19 protein-coding genes and 1 rRNA gene are annotated in these 21,445 nt (G+C 66.1%); 5 read left to right on the top strand and 15 right to left on the bottom strand.

Translation table 11 applies throughout. From position 1 onward, the window contains the following. Window positions 1-4 precede the first annotated feature (4 nt). From H3005_RS17915 to H3005_RS17925, 3 genes are read right to left on the bottom strand one after another with little or no spacing between them, the layout of a single operon-like run. The gene (locus tag H3005_RS17915; RefSeq protein WP_100554540.1) at window positions 5-1,168 is read right to left on the bottom strand and encodes a COX15/CtaA family protein; all 1,164 of its coding nucleotides are present in this window, start codon (window positions 1,166-1,168) and stop codon (window positions 5-7) included. Window positions 1,169-1,178: 10 nt separating this feature from the next. Then, window positions 1,179-1,748 carry a hypothetical protein gene (locus H3005_RS17920; protein WP_089238227.1) on the bottom strand — a complete coding sequence of 190 codons (570 nt, stop codon included), beginning with the start codon at window positions 1,746-1,748 and terminating at the stop codon, window positions 1,179-1,181. A 50-nt stretch (window positions 1,749-1,798) separates the two neighbouring features. Further along, window positions 1,799-2,515: an SURF1 family protein gene (locus H3005_RS17925; protein ID WP_100554538.1), complete on the bottom strand. Its 717-nt coding sequence runs from the start codon at window positions 2,513-2,515 to the stop codon at window positions 1,799-1,801. Between the two features lie 57 nt (window positions 2,516-2,572). Here H3005_RS17925 and H3005_RS17930 point away from each other — a divergent pair, with 57 nt between their 5' ends. After that, window positions 2,573-2,791, top strand: coding sequence for a twin transmembrane helix small protein (locus H3005_RS17930; RefSeq protein WP_089238223.1), 219 nt, complete (start codon window positions 2,573-2,575; stop codon window positions 2,789-2,791). Window positions 2,792-2,844: 53 nt separating this feature from the next. On the opposite strand, the gene H3005_RS17935 is transcribed toward H3005_RS17930, so the two are convergent. The 6 genes from H3005_RS17935 to H3005_RS17960 all read right to left on the bottom strand — a co-directional run bounded on the left by H3005_RS17935 (window position 2,845) and on the right by H3005_RS17960 (window position 7,671). After that, window positions 2,845-3,720, bottom strand: a complete 876-nt coding sequence (locus tag H3005_RS17935; RefSeq protein WP_049468562.1) for a cytochrome c oxidase subunit 3 — start codon at window positions 3,718-3,720, stop codon at window positions 2,845-2,847. Window positions 3,721-3,734: 14 nt separating this feature from the next. Then, a complete protein-coding gene (locus tag H3005_RS17940) occupies window positions 3,735-4,325 on the bottom strand; it encodes a cytochrome c oxidase assembly protein (protein WP_100461555.1) in 591 nt (196 codons plus the stop codon). Then, window positions 4,322-4,549: a hypothetical protein gene (locus tag H3005_RS17945; RefSeq protein ID WP_100554537.1), complete on the bottom strand. Its 228-nt coding sequence runs from the start codon at window positions 4,547-4,549 to the stop codon at window positions 4,322-4,324. Before H3005_RS17945 ends, H3005_RS17940 begins: the two co-directional genes overlap by 4 nt. Window positions 4,550-4,557: 8 nt before the next feature. Then, on the bottom strand, window positions 4,558-6,165 hold the full coding sequence (gene ctaD, locus H3005_RS17950; RefSeq protein WP_025878294.1) for a cytochrome c oxidase subunit I: 1,608 nt from the start codon (window positions 6,163-6,165) through the stop codon (window positions 4,558-4,560). A gap of 61 nt (window positions 6,166-6,226) precedes the next feature. Next, the gene (gene coxB, locus H3005_RS17955) at window positions 6,227-7,183 is read right to left on the bottom strand and encodes a cytochrome c oxidase subunit II (protein WP_100554536.1); all 957 of its coding nucleotides are present in this window, start codon (window positions 7,181-7,183) and stop codon (window positions 6,227-6,229) included. 11 nt (window positions 7,184-7,194) lie between these two features. After that, complete coding sequence (locus H3005_RS17960) at window positions 7,195-7,671, bottom strand: DUF2244 domain-containing protein (RefSeq protein ID WP_100554535.1); 477 nt, start codon at window positions 7,669-7,671, stop codon at window positions 7,195-7,197. Window positions 7,672-7,944: 273 nt separating this feature from the next. On the opposite strand from H3005_RS17960, the gene putA reads away from it, so the two are divergent. Next, window positions 7,945-11,163 carry a bifunctional proline dehydrogenase/L-glutamate gamma-semialdehyde dehydrogenase PutA gene (gene putA, locus H3005_RS17965; protein ID WP_191078699.1) on the top strand — a complete coding sequence of 1,073 codons (3,219 nt, stop codon included), beginning with the start codon at window positions 7,945-7,947 and terminating at the stop codon, window positions 11,161-11,163. Window positions 11,164-11,253: 90 nt separating this feature from the next. On the opposite strand, the gene H3005_RS17970 is transcribed toward putA, so the two are convergent. From H3005_RS17970 to H3005_RS17980, 3 genes are all read right to left on the bottom strand, one after another. Continuing rightward, window positions 11,254-12,321 (bottom strand): AAA family ATPase, encoded by a 1,068-nt coding sequence (locus tag H3005_RS17970; RefSeq protein ID WP_191078700.1) that lies wholly within the window; start codon window positions 12,319-12,321, stop codon window positions 11,254-11,256. Continuing rightward, window positions 12,308-12,907, bottom strand: coding sequence for a nicotinamide riboside transporter PnuC (gene pnuC / locus H3005_RS17975; protein ID WP_100554532.1), 600 nt, complete (start codon window positions 12,905-12,907; stop codon window positions 12,308-12,310). The genes H3005_RS17970 and pnuC overlap by 14 nt, the downstream gene beginning before the upstream one ends. Before the next feature lie 165 nt (window positions 12,908-13,072). Next, window positions 13,073-14,500, bottom strand: a complete 1,428-nt coding sequence (locus H3005_RS17980; RefSeq protein ID WP_089238203.1) for an outer membrane protein transport protein — start codon at window positions 14,498-14,500, stop codon at window positions 13,073-13,075. Window positions 14,501-14,725: 225 nt separating this feature from the next. Between H3005_RS17980 and H3005_RS17985 the strand changes: the two genes are divergently transcribed. Then, window positions 14,726-15,418, top strand: coding sequence for a rhomboid family intramembrane serine protease (locus H3005_RS17985; protein ID WP_025878304.1), 693 nt, complete (start codon window positions 14,726-14,728; stop codon window positions 15,416-15,418). An 86-nt stretch (window positions 15,419-15,504) separates the two neighbouring features. Here the strand turns inward: H3005_RS17985 and H3005_RS17990 are convergent, their stop codons facing one another. Further along, window positions 15,505-16,986, bottom strand: a complete 1,482-nt coding sequence (locus H3005_RS17990; RefSeq protein ID WP_100554531.1) for a S41 family peptidase — start codon at window positions 16,984-16,986, stop codon at window positions 15,505-15,507. 107 nt (window positions 16,987-17,093) lie between these two features. Next, a complete protein-coding gene (locus H3005_RS17995; protein ID WP_223880324.1) occupies window positions 17,094-18,326 on the bottom strand; it encodes a peptidoglycan DD-metalloendopeptidase family protein in 1,233 nt (410 codons plus the stop codon). A gap of 169 nt (window positions 18,327-18,495) precedes the next feature. On the opposite strand from H3005_RS17995, the gene H3005_RS18000 reads away from it, so the two are divergent. Both H3005_RS18000 and H3005_RS18005 read left to right on the top strand, forming a co-directional pair. Continuing rightward, complete coding sequence (locus H3005_RS18000) at window positions 18,496-19,158, top strand: hypothetical protein (RefSeq protein ID WP_100554529.1); 663 nt, start codon at window positions 18,496-18,498, stop codon at window positions 19,156-19,158. Window positions 19,159-19,235: 77 nt separating this feature from the next. Next, window positions 19,236-20,951: a M28 family metallopeptidase gene (locus H3005_RS18005; protein WP_100554528.1), complete on the top strand. Its 1,716-nt coding sequence runs from the start codon at window positions 19,236-19,238 to the stop codon at window positions 20,949-20,951. Window positions 20,952-21,183: 232 nt separating this feature from the next. Here the strand turns inward: H3005_RS18005 and rrf are convergent. Beyond that, window positions 21,184-21,298, bottom strand: a 5S ribosomal RNA gene (gene rrf / locus H3005_RS18010). Window positions 21,299-21,445 lie beyond the last annotated feature (147 nt).

Here is a 21,445-nt window from a genome sequence, read left to right on the forward strand (position 1 = left end):
GGAATCAGTCCGGGGCACGCAGGCGGGCCAGCAGGCTGACCAATACAAACAACAGGGCAACGGCAACGCCGTTGTGCGCCACTGCCACTTCCAGCGGCAGTGCAAGCTTCACATTGAGGATGCCGAGGGTGACCTGCAGCACCAGCAGCGCGACCAGGGCCGAGGCCCAGCCACGCATGCTCGGCAGCCGGAACAGGCGCAGGCCCAGCCACAGCATGTAGACGGCAACGACAATCGCGAACAGGCGATGGGCCATCTGGATGGCGATGCGCGAGGCACCGTCGAGCACGCCGCCTTCGTAATCCACGCCAATGCCACGCCACAGGGTGAAGCCCTCGGCGAAGTTGTGCTGCGGCCACCACTGGTTGGCGCAGCGCGGGAAGTTGTCCAGCGAGGCACTGCCGCCGCCGCACGCCAATGCCGCGTAGTTGGCACTGACCCAGCCGCCGAGCGCGATCTGGGTGACCAGCACCGCCACACCGATGCGCAGCAGCCACTTCAGCTTCGGCGCCTCGGCCAGGGTGATCGGCATGTGCGTGGCACGCCACGCCATCCACACCAGCAGGCCGAACATCAGCATGCCGCCCAGCAGGTGGCCCATCACCACGATCGGCTTGAGCAGCAGGGTCACCGTCCACATGCCCAGCAGGGCCTGGAAGATCACCACCGCCAGCGTCAGCAGCGCCGCGCGCGCCAGGTCGATGTTGCTCCAGCGCAGTGCGGCGATCAGCAGGATGGCCTCGCCGATGAGTGCCAGCACGCTGGCGGTTCCATGCCAGCCCATCATGTACAGCGGTATGCCCGCGGCCACCAGCACGCAGGCGGTAACCACCGCCGTGCTTCCAAAACGACGCTTGCGCGTGGCCAACAGGGCCAGGGTCAGGATCTCGATGCCGAGCGCGCCGGCCAGGAAGCGGTGCACCTGCTCACGCCAGGCTTTGTGCGTTTCCAGCGGACGGATCTCCGCCGCCGGATGCCCGATGGTCTCTTCCACGTGCTGCGGCCAGGTCGCCTGCCCATAGCAGGTTGGCCAGTCCGGGCAGCTCAGGCCGGCATCGGACAGGCGCACGAAGGCGCCGAACATGATCGTGCTCGCGGTCATGATCATGGCGAACCACGCCAGGCGGTGGAAATTGCGGTGCAGCGCCGGACGCGCGGAAAGGCTCATCAAACGGGACTCACTTCAGTTTCAGCAACGTGGCCATGTCCTTGCGCAGGCCTCCGAGATCGCTCCCGGGGGCATGACGCATGATCACGAAGCCGTTCGGATCGATCACGTAGACCGGCAGACCCGCCGGATCATCGACGCCGGGCAGCGCCGCGCGCAGGGCTGGCGACGGGGCCAGCGGCCGCAGCGCGGGCAGCGAGGCGATCGACGCCGGTGGCGTTCCCAGCCACAGGATTTCGACATTATCGGCGTTATGGCCGAACAGCTGCCACACCTTGCCCAGTCCCTGCGACAAAGTGACGCACTGCGCGTCGCAGGCACCGGCCGGTGCCACCAGCAGACGCCAGGTGCGCGCGTCGGGGTTCCAGGGGTAGGCCGCGCCATTGGCCAGCGTCGGTGGTTGCTGGCGCAGATCCACAGGCGGCTTCAGCAATTGACCACTGTTGCGATGCGCGGTCGGCTGCCAACCCGAGAAACGCAGGATGGCGGCCAACGCCATCGCCCCGAAGAAAACGGCGAACAGCAGCACCAGGGTCCGGCGGCCGTTGCCGCGCGCCTGCGGGGAGGTAGCAGTGTTCATGCGGGGCATTTTCTCATGGTTGGGAAAGGGATGCCGGCCAGCGGCCGGTACTACCGGGCACCGGGCCGCCTCCTGCGCCATTCCAGTACCAACGCCACCACCAGCACGGTCAGCGCCAGCCCGAACCACTGCACGGCGTAACCCAGGTGGCGCTGCGGCGGCAGCGTGTTCGGCAGCAGGTCGAGATCGCGCTCATCGCCGAACGGCAACGCCGGATCCAGCCGCAGCACGCGCTCGGGCAACGACGGCAGGCCCAGCGCGGCGGCCAGGCCATCGGCGGGAAGGCGACTGGCCAGCCAGCGCCCTGCAACATCGGTGGTGGTGAACGCCGGCCCCAGCGCCAAGCCGGCCGAAGGGGGCGGTGCCAACAGGCCACGTACGTCCACCGGCGACGGCGGTGCCGCCACCTCCGGCAACATGCGGTCGGGCGGCAGCGCGCGCCAGCCCAGGTCCACCAGCAACACGCTGCCCGCGTCGCTGCGGAACGGACGATAGATCTTCACTCCGGCGCGGCCGTGGCGGGTCTGGTTGTCCAGCAGCACCACGCCCGGCAGGAAGCGACCGTGATCGGCCACGCCATGCAGCGCGCCCTGCGCCGCCAGTGCCTGTGCCAACGGCATCGCCTGCGCCACGGCCGGGGCCTGCGCGTCCAGCAACGCCTGTTTGGCATGCATCCGCTGCAGCTGCCACAGGCCGAGCGCGGTGAATCCGGCCATTGCCAGCAGCGCCATCAGCCATCCGATCAGGCGCGTGTGCTGGCGCATCATGACAAGTCCGCGCAAACGCGGTCAGATAGGCACATCCACCCTGCCCTCGAGCCGCGCATGAGTGATTCGCTGAAGACCCTGCTGGTAATCGCGTTTCTGATCGTCATCGTCTGGAATCTGGGCGCCGGCCTGTATTACCTGCTGGTGGACCGCGGCCAGACCAAGCGCACGGTCAATGCATTGACCCGCCGCATCGGAGTGTCGGTGGCGTTGATCGTACTGGTGATCGTGTGCATCTATATGGGATGGATCAAACCGCACGGCATCGGCAGCTGACCCCACGTCAGGCCAGGCAGCGCCGGCGGCTGAGGCTGCCGACGCCTGCGCGGTCAAAGCACGTAGACGAACAGGAACAGCATCAGCCACACCACGTCGACGAAGTGCCAGTACCACGCAGCCGCTTCGAAAGCGAAATGGTTGTCGCGGGTGAAGTGTCCCTTTGCCGACCGCAGCCACATCACGATCAGCATGATCGTGCCCAGCAGCACGTGTGCGCCGTGGAAGCCGGTCAGCATGAAGAAGGTGGAACCGTAGATGCCCGAGCCGAGCGTCAGGTTCAGTTCCTTGTAGGCGTGGATGTATTCCTCCGCCTGCAGTGTCAGGAAGCCGAGGCCGAGCAATACCGTCAGGCCCAGCCAGATCAGCAGCTGGCGGCGGTTGCCCGCCTTCAACGCATGATGGGCGATGGTCAGGGTCACGCCCGAGGTCAGCAGGATCAGCGTATTGATCAGCGGCAGGCCCCAGGCCGGAATGGTCTGGAACGCGCCACCGATCGCTGCCGGGCCATTGGTCGGCCAGCCGGCCGAGTAGCCCTGCCACAGCAGCTCGTTGGTCATCACCCCGCGCCCTTCGCCGCTCAACCACGACAGGCCGAGGTGGCGGGTGTAGAACAGCGCACCGAAGAAGGCACCGAAGAACATCACTTCGGAGAAGATGAACCAGACCATCCCCATCCGGAACGAACCGTCCACCTGCCGGTTGTAGTTGCCGGCCTGCGACTCGCGCACCACGTCGCTGAACCACCAGAACAGGGTCAGCACCAGCATCGCCACGCCGATGTAGAAGGTCCAGCGGCCCCAGCTGGCGTCGTTGAGCCAGCTGGCCACGCCGACCATGGTCACCATCATCGCGATGGAACCGACGAACGGCCATTTGCTCTGGGCCGGGACGAAGTACACGTTGGCGTCGGTAGGTGTCTGGGCCATGGTCGGTATCCGGGTCAGGGAGCAGCGTGGGCGCCTTCCGACGTGGCGGCCGGAGCCAGCCGATCGGACAACGCATCGTTGCGGTAGAAGGTGTAGGACAAGGTGATCGTCCGGATTTCCGGCGGCAGGTCCGGATCGACGATGAAGCGCACCGGCATGTCGCGCTTCTCGCCGGCCTGCAGGGTCTGCGCGGTGAAGCAGAAGCACTCGGTCTTGCTGAAGAATCCCGACGCGCGTGCCGGTGCCACCGAAGGCACCGCGCTGCCGACTACGGCCTGCTGGCTGTCGTTGCGGGCGAAATACAGCGCCTCGTTGAGCTCGCCAGGCACCACATCCATGGTCAGCTGCTCGGGATGGAACGACCACGGCAGCCGCGAATTGACGCCACCATCGAATTCCACCCGCACGGTGCGCTTGCCACTGGCGGCACCGGTACTGGCTTCGCTGCCCGGACCACGTTCCAGGCGCACGCCGAACACCTTCTCGCAGGCGATGCGATACAGCGGCACCAGCGAGAACGTCAGCAGGAACACCACCACCGCAACGCCGATCAGGCGCGGCAGGCCGGCGCTGCGTGACGGAGCGGTGGCCGGCGTTTCGCTCATCGACCGATCACGCCGCTGAGGATGAAGCCGACGTAGACCAGCACGGCGATCGCGCCCACCCACAGCGCGGTGCGCTTGGCGCGCTGACGCTGCTGCTCGATGCCGTGGATCTGGCTGTCGCTCTGATGGAGCCGACCGCTGGTCGGCTGCGCTTGACCGGACGACACGCTGTCAGCCGAACGCGGCTCGGCTCTGGCTGCAATGATCGGGCTCTCGTTATGCATGCACCACCTCAATGACCGATATCGTCGTGGGCCAGGTCACCCGGGCGGATGGTCGGCGGCGTGGTGAAGGTGTGCGCCGGTGCCGGCGACGGCAGCGTCCACTCCAGGCCACGCGCGCCTTCCCAGGAGCGCGCCTCGGCCTTCTCGCCATTGCGCAGCGAGGACAGCAGGATCGCGGCCATCATGAACGGCGTGGCGAACATGCCGAACGCACCGATCGAGCTGATCAGGTTCCAGTCGGCGAACGCCACCGAGTAATCGGGGATGCGCCGCGGCATGCCGGCCAGACCCAGGAAATGCTGCGGGAAGAACAGCAGGTTGACGAACACGATCGACCACCAGAAGTGCACCTTGGCCCACTTCTCGCTGTACATGCGCCCGGTCCACTTCGGCCACCAGTAGTACACCGCCGCGATCAGCGCGAACACCGCGCCGGTCACCAGCACGTAGTGGAAGTGGGCAACCACGAAGTAGGTGTCGTGATACTGGAAGTCGGCGGCCACGATCGCCAGCATCAGGCCGGAAAATCCGCCGATGGTGAACAGGATGACGAACGCCACCGACCACAGCATGGGAGCTTCGAAGGTGAGCGAACCACGCCACATCGTGCTGACCCAGTTGAACACCTTCACCCCGGTCGGGATCGAGATCAGCATGGTGGCGAACATGAAGTAGATCTCGCCACCCAGCGGCATGCCCACGGTGAACATGTGGTGGGCCCAGACGATGAACGACAGGAACGCGATCGCCGCGGTGGCGTAGACCATCGCCTGGTAGCCGAACAGCGGCTTGCGGCTGAAGGTCGGGATGATCTCGCTGACCACGCCGAAGGCGGGCAGGATCATGATGTAGACCTCGGGATGACCGAAGAACCAGAAGATGTGCTGGAACATCACCGGGTCACCACCACCGGCCGCATTGAAGAAGCTGGTGCCGAAGAACTTGTCGGTCAGCAGCATCGTCACCGCACCAGCCAGCACCGGCATCACCGCGATCAGCAGGAACGCAGTGATCAGCCAGGCCCAGCAGAAGATCGGCATCTTCAGCAGGTCGATACCGGGCGCGCGCATGTTCAGTACCGTGGCGATGATGTTGATCGCACCCATGATCGAACTGATGCCGGCCACGTGGATGGCGAACACGGTGAACGCGACGTTGTAGCCGCCCTGCAGCGACAGCGGCGGATACAGGGTCCAGCCACCGGCCGGCGCACCACCGGGTAGCAGGAAGGTCAGCAGCAGCAGGCTGAAGGCCACCGGCAACAGCCAGAACGACCAGTTGTTCATGCGCGGCAGCGCCATGTCCGGCGCACCGATCTGCAGCGGGATCATCCAGTTGGCCAGGCCGACGAAGGCCGGCATCACGCCGCCGAAGATCATCACCAGCGCGTGCACGGTGGTCAGCTGGTTGAAGATTTCCGGACGGATGTACTGGATGCCGGGCTGGGCCAGTTCCAGCCGGATCAGCACGCTCATGAACGCGCCGATGACGAACATGATGAAGCTGAAACCCAGGTACAGCGTGCCGATATCCTTGTGGTTGGTCGAGAAGAACCAACGCTCGAAGAAGCTCTGCGGGTGATGGTGATCGTCGTGCCCAACTGCCGAGTGCGCCATTGCAAAACACCTCTCAGGATCGGTTGTCGCCGCGGCCGCGACACGGCCGCGGACAGTTACATCAGGCTCCGCTGGCCGCCGCGGCAGGCGCGTTGCCGGCCTCGGCGGCGGCCGGTGCTGCCGGCTGTGCCGGCGATTCACTGGCAGGCGCGGTGGGTTCGGCGGGCGCGGCAGGCGTCGCGGGTACAGGCGCCGGTTTGCGCTGCGCCAGCCACTGCTTGAACTCTTCCTTGGACACCGCCTCGACCACGATCGGCATGAAGCCATGGTCCTTGCCGCACAGCTCCGCGCACTGGCCGCGGTAGACACCGGGCTGCTCGATGCTGGTCCAGGCTTCGTTGATGAAGCCGGGAATCGCGTCCTGCTTCCAGCCCAGCGCCGGCACCCACCAGGCGTGGATCACATCGTCGGAGGTGATGACGAAACGCACCTTGGTGTCCACCGGCAGTACCAGCCGGTTGTCGACATCCAGCAGGTAGTGCGGATGGCTCTCGCGGGTCGGCACCTTGCCACTCTGCCGCATGCGGTCGGACTCACGGTCCAGGCGGCTGGTGAAGGTCACGTTCTCGCCCAGGTACTCGTACTTCCACATCCACTGGTAGCCGGTGACCTTCACCGTCATCTCGGCATCGCGGGTGTCGTACATCTTGATCAGGTTGGCCGTGGCCGGCCACGCCATCACCACCAGGATGATCACCGGGATCACCGTCCAGATGACCTCGGCCTTGGTGTTGTGGCTGAAGGTGGCGGCGACCGCGCCCTTGGACTTGCGGAACTTGAACATCGCGTAGGCCATGGCGCCGAACACGATCACGCCGATCACCGTACAGACGATCAACGAGAGGTTGTTCGATTCCCAGGCCAGGCGCGAGGTCTGGGTCACCCCCTTGCCCATGTTCAACTGCCACGGCTTTGGATCGGCCGCCTGGGCCAGCGCCGTCCCCGGCATCGACAGCAGGGCCCCCATCGCGGCGGCCATTGCAACGCACTTCGTGCCCCACCCTCTGCTTTGCTTCATTGCCTAGACCCTTAGCGTCGTCGGTTGCCGCCATCGCTGGCGGCGAGCAAATCTTCAAGCGTTTCAACAAGCGTTTGACGTTCGGCCGGCGCGAGAAAACTCCCCACCTCCACCTGCCGGCCGCTGGATGCCAGCCGGACCCTCTGGTCGTCGGTGAGCAGGCGCACCCAATGCGGATGAGCCCGGAACACCGGCAATCCACCGGGCACGGGGATGACCTCCACGTACGCCGGCACTACCCGGATCTCCTCCTGCCGTTCACCGCTGCGCCACAACGCGCGCAACGCAGCTGCCAGCAACAGGCTGTACAGCAGCGCGAACAGGGGGGCGAATGCGTTGCCGGCCACCCACCCGAAGGCGGACACCAGCCACATCACTCCCGACAACACAGCAAACAACAGGACGAACTGCCGGGCATCGAGCGCCCGTGGGGGACGCAGTCGCAGCTGCGTACCTGACCCATCCGGAGCTGTAAGCACCTCGATCATGTCGCAACCGCGTTCCTGCCGCGGGAAACGTCTTGATGGTAGCCCTGCCCTCTCGCCGGTAGCAAGGGTGCATTCACACTTTTTCCGATGCTGCAACACAGCATGACCCCAACAGCACGAATGACGAATTCGGCACAAAACTACCCGACTTTGCTGAACACGCTGAATCCACCACCGCTAGGGGCTATCAGCATTCATGAAGGTGGCTGCGCGGGCCTTCCTGAAGTCGAAAAAATGATTAAAATCGCCAAGTTTTCCACTGGCCGGACCGGCATGAACGCACCTTCCTCTCCCATTGCCGCCAGCGACGCTCCGCGTCCCTCGGCGCTGCTGTCGCCGGAACTGCCGGCGTCCCCCAACCCGTTCCGCCAGGCCATCACCGATGCCTGGCTGAAGGACGAGGCCAGCCATGTGCGCGAACTGCTGGAGCAGGCACGCCTGCCGGCCGACGAGCAGGCCAAGGTGCAGGCGCTGGCCGCCGACCTGGTCGCCCGCGTGCGTGTGCGCGCCAAGGACCAGGGTGCGATCGAAGCCTTCATGCGCCAGTACGACCTGGGCAGCGAGGAAGGCGTGCTGCTGATGTGCGTGGCCGAAGCGCTGCTGCGCATTCCAGACCAGGAGACCGCCGACAAGCTGATCCGCGACAAGCTGGCCGATGCCGACTGGGAAAAGCACCTGGGCGGCAGCGACTCGGTGTTGGTCAACGCCTCCACCTGGGGCCTGATGCTGACCGGCAAGCTGGTGCAGATGAACGACGCCACCCGCGCCGATGCGCCCAGCGCGTTCAAGCGTCTGGTCGGCCGCGTCGGCGAGCCGGTGGTCCGCCTGGCCGTGCGCCAGGCGATGAAGATCATGGGCCACCAGTTCGTCATGGGCCGCACCATCAGCGAAGCGCTGGCACGCTCGCACAAGGGCGACAGCGCCAGCTACCGCTACTCGTTCGACATGCTCGGCGAAGGCGCGCTGACCATGAAGGATGCCCTGCGCTACCTGGAAGACTACCGTCGTGCGATCCACGCCATCGGTGGTGACCACAAGGCGCGTGGTGGCCGTGCCGATGGCGACGTCAACAACGCACCGGGCATCTCCATCAAGCTGTCGGCGCTGTACCCGCGCTACGAGCATGCCAAGCGCGCGCGCGTGTTGAAGGACCTGGTGCCGGGCGTGCTGGAACTGGCGCAGCTGGCCAAGAGCTACGGCATCGGCTGCACCGTCGACGCCGAAGAATCCGATCGCCTGGAACTGTCGCTGGACATCATCGAGCAGGTGTTCGGCGATGCCTCGCTGGCCGGCTGGGATGGCTTCGGCGTGGTCGTGCAGGCCTACCAGAAGCGCACCCCGTACACGATCGACCACCTGGCCGACATGGCGCGCCGCGCCGGTCGTCGCCTGCAGGTACGCCTGGTCAAGGGCGCCTACTGGGACGCCGAGATCAAGCGCGCGCAGATCGAAGGCTATGCCGGCTACCCGGTGTTCACCCGCAAGCAGAACACCGACGTTTCCTACCTGGCGTGTGCCAAGCGCCTGTTTACCCATGCCGACGCGATCTACCCGATGTTCGCCACGCACAACGCGCACACCATCGCCGCGGTGCGCAGCATCGCCAACGGCGGCGTGTACGAGCACCAGAAGCTGCACGGCATGGGCGACGACCTGTACGCCGAAGTAGTGCCGGCCGACCGCCTCGGCCTGCCGTGCCGCGTGTACGCCCCGGTCGGCTCGCATGAAGACCTGCTGCCATACCTGGTGCGCCGCCTGCTGGAAAACGGCGCCAACTCCAGCTTCGTCAACCGCATCACCGACGAGCGCGTGCCGATCGCCGACCTGGTTCGTGATCCGGTCGAGATGGTGTCCTCGTTCGAATCGATTCCGCATCCCAAGATCCCGCTGCCGGTTGACCTGCTGCGCAGCCAGAACCACGACAGGAAGAACTCCATGGGCGCCAACCTCGCCAACGACAACGAACTGCGCGCCCTGGCCGAGCAGCTCAACGCTGCAGTGAAGCCCTGGCAGGCCGCACCGCTGGTGCCGGGCGCGAACCCGACCGGCGCATCGCTGCCGGTGACCAACCCGGCCGACACCCGTGAAGTGGTCGGCCAGTGGCAGGCCGCCGATGCTGCCACCGTGCAGAAGGCGCTGGCCAATGCTGTGGCTGCACAGCCGGCCTGGAACCGCACCCCGGCCGCCAGCCGCGCCGCCATCCTCGAGCACGCCGCCGACCAGCTGGAAGCGCGCATGCCCGAATTCATGGCGCTGTGCGTGAAGGAAGCCGGCAAGAGCCTGCCCGACGGCATCGCCGAAGTGCGCGAAGCGGTGGACTTCCTGCGCTACTACGCCAAGCAGGCGCGCGAGCAGTTCAGCCACGCCGAGAAGCTGCCCAGCCCGACCGGTGAATCCAACGAACTGCAGCTGCACGGCCGCGGCGTGTTCGTCTGCATCAGCCCGTGGAACTTCCCGCTGGCCATCTTCCTGGGCCAGGTGGCTGCGGCACTGGCCGCCGGCAACAGCGTGATCGCCAAGCCGGCCGAGCAGACCAACCTGATCGGCTACTACGCGGTGAAGCTGCTGCACGATGCCGGCGTGCCGGCCGACGTGGTGCAGTTCCTGCCGGGCGACGGCGCCACCGTCGGTGCTGCGCTGACTGCCGACCCGCGCGTGGCCGGCGTGGCCTTCACCGGCTCCACCGACACCGCCCGTGCGATCAACCGCGCGATGGCTGCACGCGATGCGGCCATCGGTGTGCTGATCGCCGAGACCGGCGGCCAGAACGCCTTCATCGCCGACTCCTCGGCGCTGCCGGAACAGCTGGTCAAGGACGCAATCGGTTCGGCCTTCACCTCCGCCGGCCAGCGCTGCTCGGCCGCACGCGTGCTGTTCGTGCAGGACGACATCGCCGACAAGGTGATGACCATGCTCGCCGGCGCAATGAAGGAACTGAAGGTCGGCAACCCCGGCCAGCTGTCCACCGACGTCGGCCCGGTGATCGATGCCGACGCACTGCAGATCCTGCAGGACCACGCCGTGCGCATGGATCGCGAGGCGCGCCTGATCGCGGCTGCCGAACTGTCCGCCGAAACGGCCAACGGCACCTTCTTCGCGCCGCGCGCGTATGAGCTGAAGGACCTGGGCCAGCTGCAGAAGGAGATCTTCGGGCCGGTGCTGCACGTGATCCGCTGGAAGGGCGACCAGCTCGACGCGGTGATCGACCAGATCAACGCCACCGGCTACGGCCTCACCCTGGGCGTGCATTCGCGTATCGACGAAACCGTCGACCGCATCAGCAACGGCGTCCACGTCGGCAATGTCTACGTCAACCGCAACCAGATCGGTGCGGTGGTCGGCGTGCAGCCGTTCGGCGGCCAGGGCCTGTCCGGCACCGGCCCCAAGGCTGGCGGCCCGCACTACCTGCTGCGCTTCGCCACCGAGAAGACGGTGACGGTGAACACCACCGCCGCCGGCGGCAACGCCTCGCTGCTGACCCTGGGCGACTGATTCCAGGCGTCATGCGGTAAACGAAAAACCCCGCGAAAGCGGGGTTTTTTTTGTACATTGCCGGTAGCGCCGGGCCATGCCCGGCGACGATCACGCCGCCACGCTGAACCGGTTGTCCGCACGCTCTGCCAGCTCCACCTGCACCCGCGCAATCCGCGTTTCCAGATCGCCTTCCAGCAACACGTAGTCGACCCCACGCGCCTGCAGCTGCTGCAGATACCACGTGTGCTGCTGCATGCGGAATTCCTGCCCCACCCGTGTCCCATCCTGCTCGAACGGGATATCCGGGGCACACAGGAACAGCAGGTCGTACGCACGCGCTGCGGCCCGCTGCAGCGGTTCGGGCGCTGTGCCGAACATCCAGCCGCTGTAGCCCAGCGTCACCAATGGCGTCGTATCGCAGAACAGCCAACGATGCGCGTGCGGCGCGGCGCGGTCCTCGTGCTGCAGCTGGGTCGCAGCGATGCGCAGCAGATCCGGCGCCTGCAGCTCGCCGCCCTGCTGCTCCCACAACGTACGTCCGAACTCCGGCACCCATGCCGTGCCCAGGCGTTCGGCCAGCACCTGTGCGAGTGTGGTCTTACCGCTGGACTCGCCACCAATGAAGGCCACGCGCTGCACGTAGGCCGCATACACATCAGCTGACAGGCTGTGCCGGTGCACATGCGGATCGGCGCGCAACTGGGTCCCGCAGGCCTGCCCGATATCCAGGGTGCGTTCCAGGCGCTCATGGCGTACCGGTGCGCCGAAGTGCGCAGCCAGCGCCTGCGCGAAGCCGTCGCCATAGTCCTCACCGGTAAACACCGCCTGCACCGGTCCACCGAACAGCGTCATGCACAGCCATGCGGTAAACGCGCGCTGCACCTGCTCGTCGTCCTTGTCCTGCGGCAGCTCGCGTACCGGTACCCCTTGCTGCTCGCACATCGCCGCCAAACGCGCATCATCGAGTACCACGATGGTGGCCTGCGGAAAGCGCACGCGCAGCCAGCGTTCGCGGCGCTCTGCGCTATAGCCGGCAAAGCCCGGTTGCGACCAGCCGATCACCAGCAGCTGCGCGCAGCGTGTAGAAGCGAATTCGATCAGGCGCTCGTGGCCAAGGTGCAGCGGGCAGAACTTGCCGACCACCAGGCCCCGCGCAGCGTACTCAGGCAACAACATCGGCCGCCCTGGCGTCATCCCGCATCAGGTGCCGCCAGTGACGCAGCGCCACCAGTGCGTTGATCCAGAAGCCGATGTACAGGATCGAGGTCAGGTGCAATCCACGGCTGTAGTACAGCGGCACCGCGATGGTGTTGACCAGCAGCCATACCCACCATGATTCCAGCTTGCGCCGCATCATCAGGATCTGCGCGATCACGCTCAGCACCAGCACCGCCGAATCGATGTACGGCGCATAGGCATTGGTCAGGCGGGTCAGCATCCAGCCGTAACCGAAGGTTGCCAGCACCGCCAACGGCAGCAGCCAGCTCCACGCGCGTGCAGGCAAGCGGGTGATCGGCAACGGCGCGCCATGGTCGCCACGCAGCCATTGCCACCAGCCGAACACGCTGATGACCACGAAGAAGAACTGCAGCACCATGTCCGCGTACAGGTGCGAGCGCTCGAACACGGCGGCGAACAGCGCACAGCCGACGATGCCCAGCCACCACGTATGCACGTTGTTGCGACCGGCCAGCAGGATCGAACCGGCAACGGCAATGTTGGCGGCCAGCTCCAGCTGGAAGTTCGGGTCGGACAGGTTCATCGCGTTATTGTCGCGTAGATCCATGCCATGCGTCGTCGGCCCAGTAGATCCACGCCATCGTCGTCTGACCAGTAGATCCACGCCATGCGTGGATGCAGATCCCCGAAAAAAAGAAGCCCCGCTTGCGCGGGGCCTCCTTCGTACTGCTTCAGGCAATCGCCGGAATCAGAACTTGTACTGCATCGAAGCAGCCAGCACGTCGCCGGTGACCTTGTACTTGCCGGTAACGGTGTTGGCCGTTGCCGAGGTCGAGTTGACGTTCGGATCCTTGGTGAACAGGTGGGTGTAGCCCACGCTGTATTCCATCTTCTCCGACGGCGCCCAGGTCAGGCCCAGCGACAGCCACTTGCGGGTGGTATCCGGCACGCGGACGTCACGGTGGGCGTCGGTGGTTGGGGTCTGGTCGTACGCCAGACCGCCACGCAGGGTCAGCTGCTCGTTCAGACGGTACTCGGTACCGATCGAAGCGAAGGTGGTGTCGCGGTAGTGGAATGGCAGCACGCTGTCCGGCTGGTTGGAGTCATAGTCGACGCGCACTTCGTCGAACTTGCTCCATGCGGTGCGCGACACGTCGGCCATGATCTTCCACTGGTCGTTCACGCGGTGCGTGAAGCTGACGGTGGCGCTGGCCGGCAGGGTGATGGTCGCCCGGCCGTTGCTGTCGATGAAGGTACCCGGTGCGGCGCTGGCCAGGAAGGCGGCGGCGTTCTGCGGGATGGTGAAGTCGGCCTTGCCGTCGGTGATCTTGTGTTCGACTTCCGAGCGGTAGCTGAAGGCGATGTTGGTGCCTTCCACCGGGCTGACGGTCATGCCCAGGGTGTAGCCGATGGAGACTTCGTCACCCTTGATGCGCAGGTAGCCATCAGCGGTACCCGGCGAGAAGCCGAGCTGTGCAGCCTGGCGTGCAGCCGCCTGTGCGGCAGCCTGGGCCTGGGCTGGGGTGCGGCCGGCCGCCAGTGCAGCGGCGGCGGCGCGCTGCTGGGCGCTGGCGTTGATGGCGGTACCGGTATCGACGGCGCTGGTCAGGTCGACATTCAGGCGCTCGGCGAACACCGACGCACCGAACGACAGGTACGGGTTGACGTCATACGAGAAGGCCGCACCCAGGTCGATGGCCTGCAGTTCGGTCTTGACGCCGTTGTAGCGGCCGACCCAGTCACGGTCGTATTCGGTCTTGAAGCCGAACGGCACGGTCAGCGACACGCCGAAGTGCATGTTGTCCTTCTCGCCGAACGGCACGTGGAAGTACGCGGCCGGAACCGGAGCGATCATGCCGGCGTCGCCGCCGTTGCCGCCGGAAATCGGAGCGCCGTTGGCGTAGCGGCCTTCGCCGCGGAACTTGGCGCCGAAGCTGATGGCGCTGACGTCACCCTGGATCTGGGTGCCTTCCAGCAGACGCATCGAAGCCGGGTTGGTGGCGACCACCGAGGCATCGCCCTCGGCGGAGGTCGAGCCGGCGAACGCGCGGCCCAGGCCCTTGGCGCTGTTTTCCTTCAGCTGGAAAGCGGCGGCGTTGGCGTCGGCGGCGGCCAGCGCACCGGCAACGCCGACGGCCAGCAGGGTCAGGCGGGCAATGGTGGAAGCAGTTTGCATCGTAGTTCTCTCTCCGGTAAGCGGTGATGGTGCTCTGAGTGCGCCTGCGCCCGTCAGGCCGGATGGCCCTTCGAAGCGCGCCGGATTCCCCTCCCGACATACGACGCCGTATGCGAGTATTACCCAGAGCCGTTAATGAAACAATAACAGCGGCGGCGCTTTTTTCGCCGCAAAAGCTGAACAGGACTTTCCCCGCCAAAAGCGCCCTCGCGCTAGGCTTACGCCATGTTCGTCTCCCTCCCCTCGCGCAAGAAGGCGACCCTGCGCTGGGCTACACCCGTGCTGTTTGCGGCACTGTGGCTGGCATTCCTGTGGTCGATCTCGCGCCCGGACGACGCCCGCGGAAGCCTGTGGCTGGACTGGGGCGCCCTGTCCACCGGCCTGACCCACCCGCTGGACTGGTGGGCGACCCTGCAGGACGGCAGCGTGCTGCGCCTGTTCACTGCCCTGTTCCTGCACGCCGACTGGTCGCACCTGCTGGGCAACCTGGTGTTCCTGCTGATCTTCGGCCTGCCGGCCGAGCGGGTGCTGGGTCCGTGGCGGTTGCTGCTGCTGTTCCTGGTGGGCGGGGCGATCTCGAACCTGGTTGCCATCTACACCATGGGCAGCCCGGACCAGATCATCATCGGCGCCAGTGGCGCGGTGTCGGCATTGATCGGCGCCTATCTGGCGCTGTTCCCCGGCGCGCGCCTGGGCGTGGTGATTCCGCTGGGGCTGTTCCTGGAATTCGTGCGCGCCCCGGCCTATCTGCTGATCGGCGTGTGGGCCGCGCTGCAGGTGGTGTTCGCCTACATCGGCCCGACCTTCGGCATGGTCGCCTGGTGGGCGCACATCGGCGGCTTCGTGTTCGGCGTGGTGTACGGCATGTACGTGCGCGCGGCGATCGCACGGCGCCTGCGCAAGCGGCACGGGTTCTAGCGTCCGCTAGCCGCGTTCTGCGAAACGCCCGAGACGTGCTCGGGCGGCGTTCGGACATCAGTCGAGCATGGCTCGAATCTACAGAATCAAGGCTTGGCCGGGATCTCTGCGGGCTTTGCTTCAGGCTTTGCCTCAGGCTTTGCCTCAGGCTTTGCTTCAGGTTTTGCTTCAGCCTTGGGCTCCGCCTTCGGCGCCGGCTTGGCGGCGGCCTTCGCTGCCTTGTCCGCTTCAGCCTTCGCGGCTTCTGCCTTCAAGCGTGCCGCCACCGAACCCGGGTTCTTCAGTTCGGCCAGCGCATCGTTGATCGGACCATCGCCCGGCAGCACGGCGCCTGCGTGGTAGCCCTCGGTGCCTTCCTCGTCACCGCGCAGGTGGCCCGGCAGAGTCGCTTCACTGTAATCACTCAGGCTGGCCGGCAGCGCCTCATCTTCCGGACGCGGGGCGGCCTTCAGTTCCACTTCCGGCACGATGCCGGTGGCCTGGATCGATTTGCCGCTGGGCGTGTAGTAGCGAGCCGTGGTCAGCTTCACCGAATCGCCGTTGTCCAGCGGCAGCACGGTCTGCACCGAGCCCTTGCCGAAGGTGCGGCTGCCGATCACGCGCGCGCGCTTGTTGTCGCGCAACGCACCGGCCAGCACTTCCGATGCACTGGCCGAACCGGCATCCACCAGCACCACCACCGGCGCACCCTTCAGCAGGTCGCCCGGAGTGGCGTCGAAGCGTGCATCACTGATGCTGATGCGGCCACGGGTGCTGACGATGTTGCCCTTGTCGAGCAGGTCATCGGCTACCTGTACGGCAGCGGTCAGCAGACCACCCGGATTGCTGCGCAGATCCAGCACCAGACCCTTGAGGTTGCCGCCGGACTGCTTCTGCAGCTGCTGCAGGTGCTTCTGGAAATCAGAGCCGGTATCGGCCTGGAACGTGCTCAGGCGGATGTAGCCGTAGCCCGGCTCCAGCAGGCGGCTGCGCACGCTGGTCACGCGGATCGTCTGCCGGGTCAGGCTGACGTCGAACGGCTTGGGCTTGCCGTCGCGGACGATGGTCAGCACCACCTTGCTGCCGGCCGGACCACGCAGCGGTTCGCTGGCATCGATCGCACTGATCGGCTTGCCATCGATGGCGATGATCAGGTCGCCGGCGAGGATGCCGGCCTTGGCCGCCGGGGTGTCGTCGATCGGCGAGATCACCTTCATGCTGGCGTTGTCCGGCTGCTGCTGCAGCTCGACGCCGATGCCTTCGTAAGCACCGTTGGCCTGCTCGTCGAACGCCTCTGCATCTTCCTTGTTGAAGTAGGTGCTGTGCGGATCGAGGTCGAGCAGCAGCCCGCGCACGGCCGACTGCATCAGCTTGTTGTCATCGACCGGATCGACATAGGCTGCGCGCACCGCGTTGTAGACGGCCACGAAGCGGCGGATATCGTCCAGCGGCACCTTCGAGGTCACCGCCTCCTCGCTGCTCGCCGCCTTCCCGGGAGTTTCCTTCAACGGGATGGGGGCGGTCTGCTGGGCCCAGGACAGGGCCGGCAACAGAGCCAGCAAGAGGGTGGCGGTACGGGCTGCGCGCATGGATCACTCCTGTCGACGATGGCATCGTGCCCAAGGCACATGCACCGATTATGCGCGAAGCGTGGCTAAATTCCCGTTGAATCCGGCCTCGTGCGGCCAGCCGGAATTCAGCGCCGCTGCAGCCAGCTGTCCGGATTGACCGGTTGCCCACCACGGCGCAGCTCGAAGTACAGCGCCGTCACGCCCTGGCCACCGGAGTTGCCGACCTTGGCCACCGCGTCGCCACGGCTGACCCGCGCGCCGGCATCCTTCAGCAGGGTGTCGTTGTGGGCGTACAGGCTCATGTAGCCATTGCCATGGTCGACGATCAGGATCATGCCGTAGCCGGTCATCCAATCGGAGAACACCACGGTGCCATCGGCCACAGCGGTGACGGTGCTTCCGGCAGGTGCGCCGATCAACACGCCGCTGCTGGTGCGGCCGTCCGGCAGCTTGCCGCCATAGCGGGCCAGCAGATTGCCCGACAGTGGCCAACCCAGGCCACCGACCTTCGGCGCTGGCGCCGAGGCAACCGCCGGGGGAACCTTGGTCGGTGGCGGCGGCGGGCGGCCAGCTGCGGCCGCCTGTCGGGCCGCGCGCTCGGCGGCGGCTTTCTCGGCGGCAGCCTTGCGGGCGGCGGCACGGCGCTCGGCTTCGGCACGGGCCGCGGCAGCGCGCAGGTTGGCCAACAGGGTTTCCAGCGCCTTGGCGTCCTGGCCCAGTGCCTGTTCCTTCTCGCGCTTGTCCTTGAAGCGTTCTTCCAGCGAAGCCACGGTCTGCGCGCGTTCGCGACGGTCCGACGCGAGCGTGGCGACCTGCTGCTTCTGCTCCCGCTGGGTACCCTGCAGGTGCTGCTGGCGTTGGGCGATCTGCGTCTGCAGTGTCTCCAGCTCCTTCAGATCGGCCGTCAGCGTGGTGATGCGCTGCGCACGCTCGCGCTGCAGGTAGCGGTGATAGGCCAGCGCACGGTTGGCATCGGCCACCGTGTCCTGCGAAAGCAGCAGCTTCAGCGGGGCGTGGTTGCCAAGCTGGTAGGCGGCGCGCAACAGGCCGGCCAGTTCGCGATTCTGTTTTTCCAGGTTGGACTGCAATGCATTGCGCCGCTGCTCGGCCTGGGCCAGCGCCTGGGCCTGCTCACGCAGTGCCGCCTCGGTCTGGGCCAACGTGCGGCCACTGCGCGCGACTTTTTCATCGGCCTCGCGCAACTGCTGCGACGCCTGTCCGCGCTGGCCCTCGATCTGCCGGCGCTCCTGCGCCACGCCCTTCAACTCGCTGCGCAGCTTCTGCAGCTTGCGCTCGGCCTCGCGGGTGGAAGCGGTCTGCGCAGCGCCCGGCAATGGCAGCGCCAGGGCAAGCGCCATTCCCAGCAACAGGCAACGTCCACCGCGCAGGGTGGCGATGTGATGCCGGCGTGAGGGGAAGGCGTTGTTGCGCAAGGGCTTTCCAGTGACTTCAGGCAGATGCGGAGACGTGCGGGGAATGGTGACATCTCCGCACGCGGCCTGCCAGCCGCACAACAACGAGGTTCCCATGAAAGCTCTCTCCATTCCGCTGCTGTTGGGCATTGCGCTGGCCACTGGCCCGGCCTGGGCCCAGGCGGATGTCAGCAAGGTCAACGGCAGCATCAGCGCGGATCCGGGCCAGCGCTACGGCAAGCTGGACACCGTCAATGGTGGCATCCGTGTCGGCGAAGGCGTGGAAACCGGCAGCATCGACACCGTCAACGGCGGCGTCAAGGTCGCCGATCGTGCCCGCACCGGCAGCATCGAGACCGTCAACGGCGGCATCCGCATGGGCCGCGAAGTGACGGCCCATGGCGATGTCAGCACGGTCAATGGCAGCATCTTCAGCGACCAGGGCAGCCAGATCGAGGGCGGCGTGGAAACCGTCAACGGTGGCATCGGCCTGGTCGGCAGCCGCGTGCGCAAGGACGTGGAGACCGTCAACGGCGACATCACCATCGGCATCGGCTCGCAGGTCGGCGGCGGTGTGCATGTGCGCAAGCCGAACTTCAGTGTCTCGCTGACGGCCAGTCGCAAGCCGCGGGTCATCATCGGCCCCAATGCGGTGGTCAGCGGCAGCCTGCTGTTCGAGCGCGAAGTGGTGCTGTATGTCCACCGCAGTGCACGCATCGGCGCGGTCACCGGCGCCGATCCGATCCCCTTCGATACCGATACCGCCCCGGCCGACTGAGCCTGCAGCTTGGGCGATACTCCAGATACCGGTCGCGCCTGCTGCGCGGCCGTCCCTTGTGTTTCCAGGAACCGATGATGCCCCGCAAACTCCTCCTGTGCCTGGCCGCTGCGGCCGCGCTCAGCGCCTGCAAAGGCGAAGACACCCCCGCGCCGGCGCCCAGCGCCGACAGCACCGCCAAGCCGGCCCCGCACACGTTCTCAGCCGCGATCAACGCCGCCGACTTTGCCGAGATGGTGAAGACCCTCGCCTCTGACGAGTTCGAAGGTCGCTCGCCGGGCAGCAAGGGTGAAGAACTGACGGTCAACTACATCCGCGACCAGATGCAGCGCATCGGCCTGCAGCCCGGAAACGGCGACAGCTGGTTCCAGGACGTGCCGATGACCGAGACCACGGCTGATGAATCGACCGTGCTCACGCTCAACCAGGGCGGCAAAACCACCGAACTGAAGTTCGGCACCGACATGGTGGTGGGCACCCGTACCGGCCAGACAGAAGTGAAGGTCGATGCCAGTGACCTCGTCTTCGTCGGCTACGGCGTGGATGCACCGGAGCAGAAGTGGAACGATTACGCCGGCCAGGACTGGAAGGGCAAGACGGTGGTGATGTTCGTCAACGACCCGGGCTTCCATGTCGATGACGAAAAGCTGTTCGACGGCAAGCGCATGACCTACTACGGCCGCTGGACCTACAAGTTCGAGGAAGCCGCGCGCAAGGGTGCCGCCGCCGCACTGATCGTGCATGACACCGCGGGCGCTTCCTACGGCTGGGACGTGGTGAAGAACTCATGGGCGGGCCCGCAGTACGACCTGCCGGCCAAGGACGACGCCGAACCGCGCCTGCCGGTGCAGGGCTGGTTGAGCGCCGACGCGGCCAAGGCGTTGTTTGCCGGCGCCGGACTGGATCTGGACCAGGCCTACAAGGATGCCAGCAAGCGTGGCTTCAAGCCGGTGCCGCTGAAGGCGACCGCGTCGGTGGACCTGAAGAGCAAGGTTGCGCAGAAGCAGTCGCGCAACGTGGTGGGCGTGCTGCCGGGCAGCAAGCGCGCCGATGAGGCCGTACTGTACATGGCGCACTGGGACCACCTCGGCAAGCACGAGGGCGAGCAGGGCGACAACATCTACAACGGTGCCGTCGACAACGCCACTGGCGTGGCCGGCATCCTTGAGGTGGCCGAAGCCATGACCCATCAGGAACCGAAGCCGGAGCGTTCGGTGGTGTTCCTGGCGGTGACTCTGGAAGAGTCCGGTCTGCTGGGTTCGAAGTACTACGTCGCCCACCCGACCTTCCCGCTGGACAAGATCGCCGGTGTCATCAACATCGATGCGATGTCGGTGGCCGGTCGTGCCAAGGACGTGACGGTGACCGGCTTCGGCAGTTCGGAGCTGGAAGACATCCTCAAGCCGCTGGCTGCAGCCCAGGATCGCACCCTGCACGGCGAGACCTCGGTGCAGAGTGGCTTCTATTTCCGTTCGGATCACTTCAACTTCGCCAAGGCGGGTGTGCCGGCGCTGTATGCCGACGGCGGCGAGGACCTGCGCGACGGTGGCGTCGAGGCGGGCCGCAAGGCGGCCGCCGATTACGGTTCCAACCGCTACCACGGCCCGAAGGACGAGTATGACGCGGCGACCTGGAAGCTGGATGGCACGGTCGAGGACCTGCAGCTGATGTACGGCGTCGGCAAGGAACTGGCCGGCGGCGATCGTTGGCCGAACTGGTACGAAGGCAATCCGTTCAAGGCCGCCCGCGACACGATGATGAAGGGCAAGGCACCGGCCGCTGCGGCGAAGTAAGTCCGCCTGCCGTTGAGCTGTACAAAAAGCGGCGCCCCTTGGGCGCCGCTTTTTCATGCGCGGCTGCCGGCCATCTGCGTGATGCTGGGCACCGGTAGTGCCGGCCGCTGGCCGGCAACCCCATGAACTTGACGCAGCTGCACGTGGTTGCCGGTCAGCGGCCGGCACTACCGTGGTTTACGACGGGCAAAGAAAAACCCCGCTGCGTGAGCAGCGGGGTTTTGGATGTAAACCCTGGCGATGACCTACTCTCGCATGGCTTAGGCCACACTACCATCGGCGCAGCTACGTTTCACTTCCGAGTTCGGGATGGGATCGGGTGGTTCCATAGCGCTAATTTCACCAGGGAGACGGTTGCAGCAGCGCTTGCAGCGCCAGCTCGCGTACTTGCCCTTGGGGCGGAAGGAACTCAAAAAAGCAGAGCCTTCACTTAATAGAGAAAAACCCCGCTGCATGAGCAGCGGGGTTTTTAGGTATAAACCCTGGCGATGACC

This window comes from Stenotrophomonas sp. Br8 (assembly GCF_014763005.1).
GTDB lineage: Bacteria > Pseudomonadota > Gammaproteobacteria > Xanthomonadales > Xanthomonadaceae > Stenotrophomonas > Stenotrophomonas lactitubi.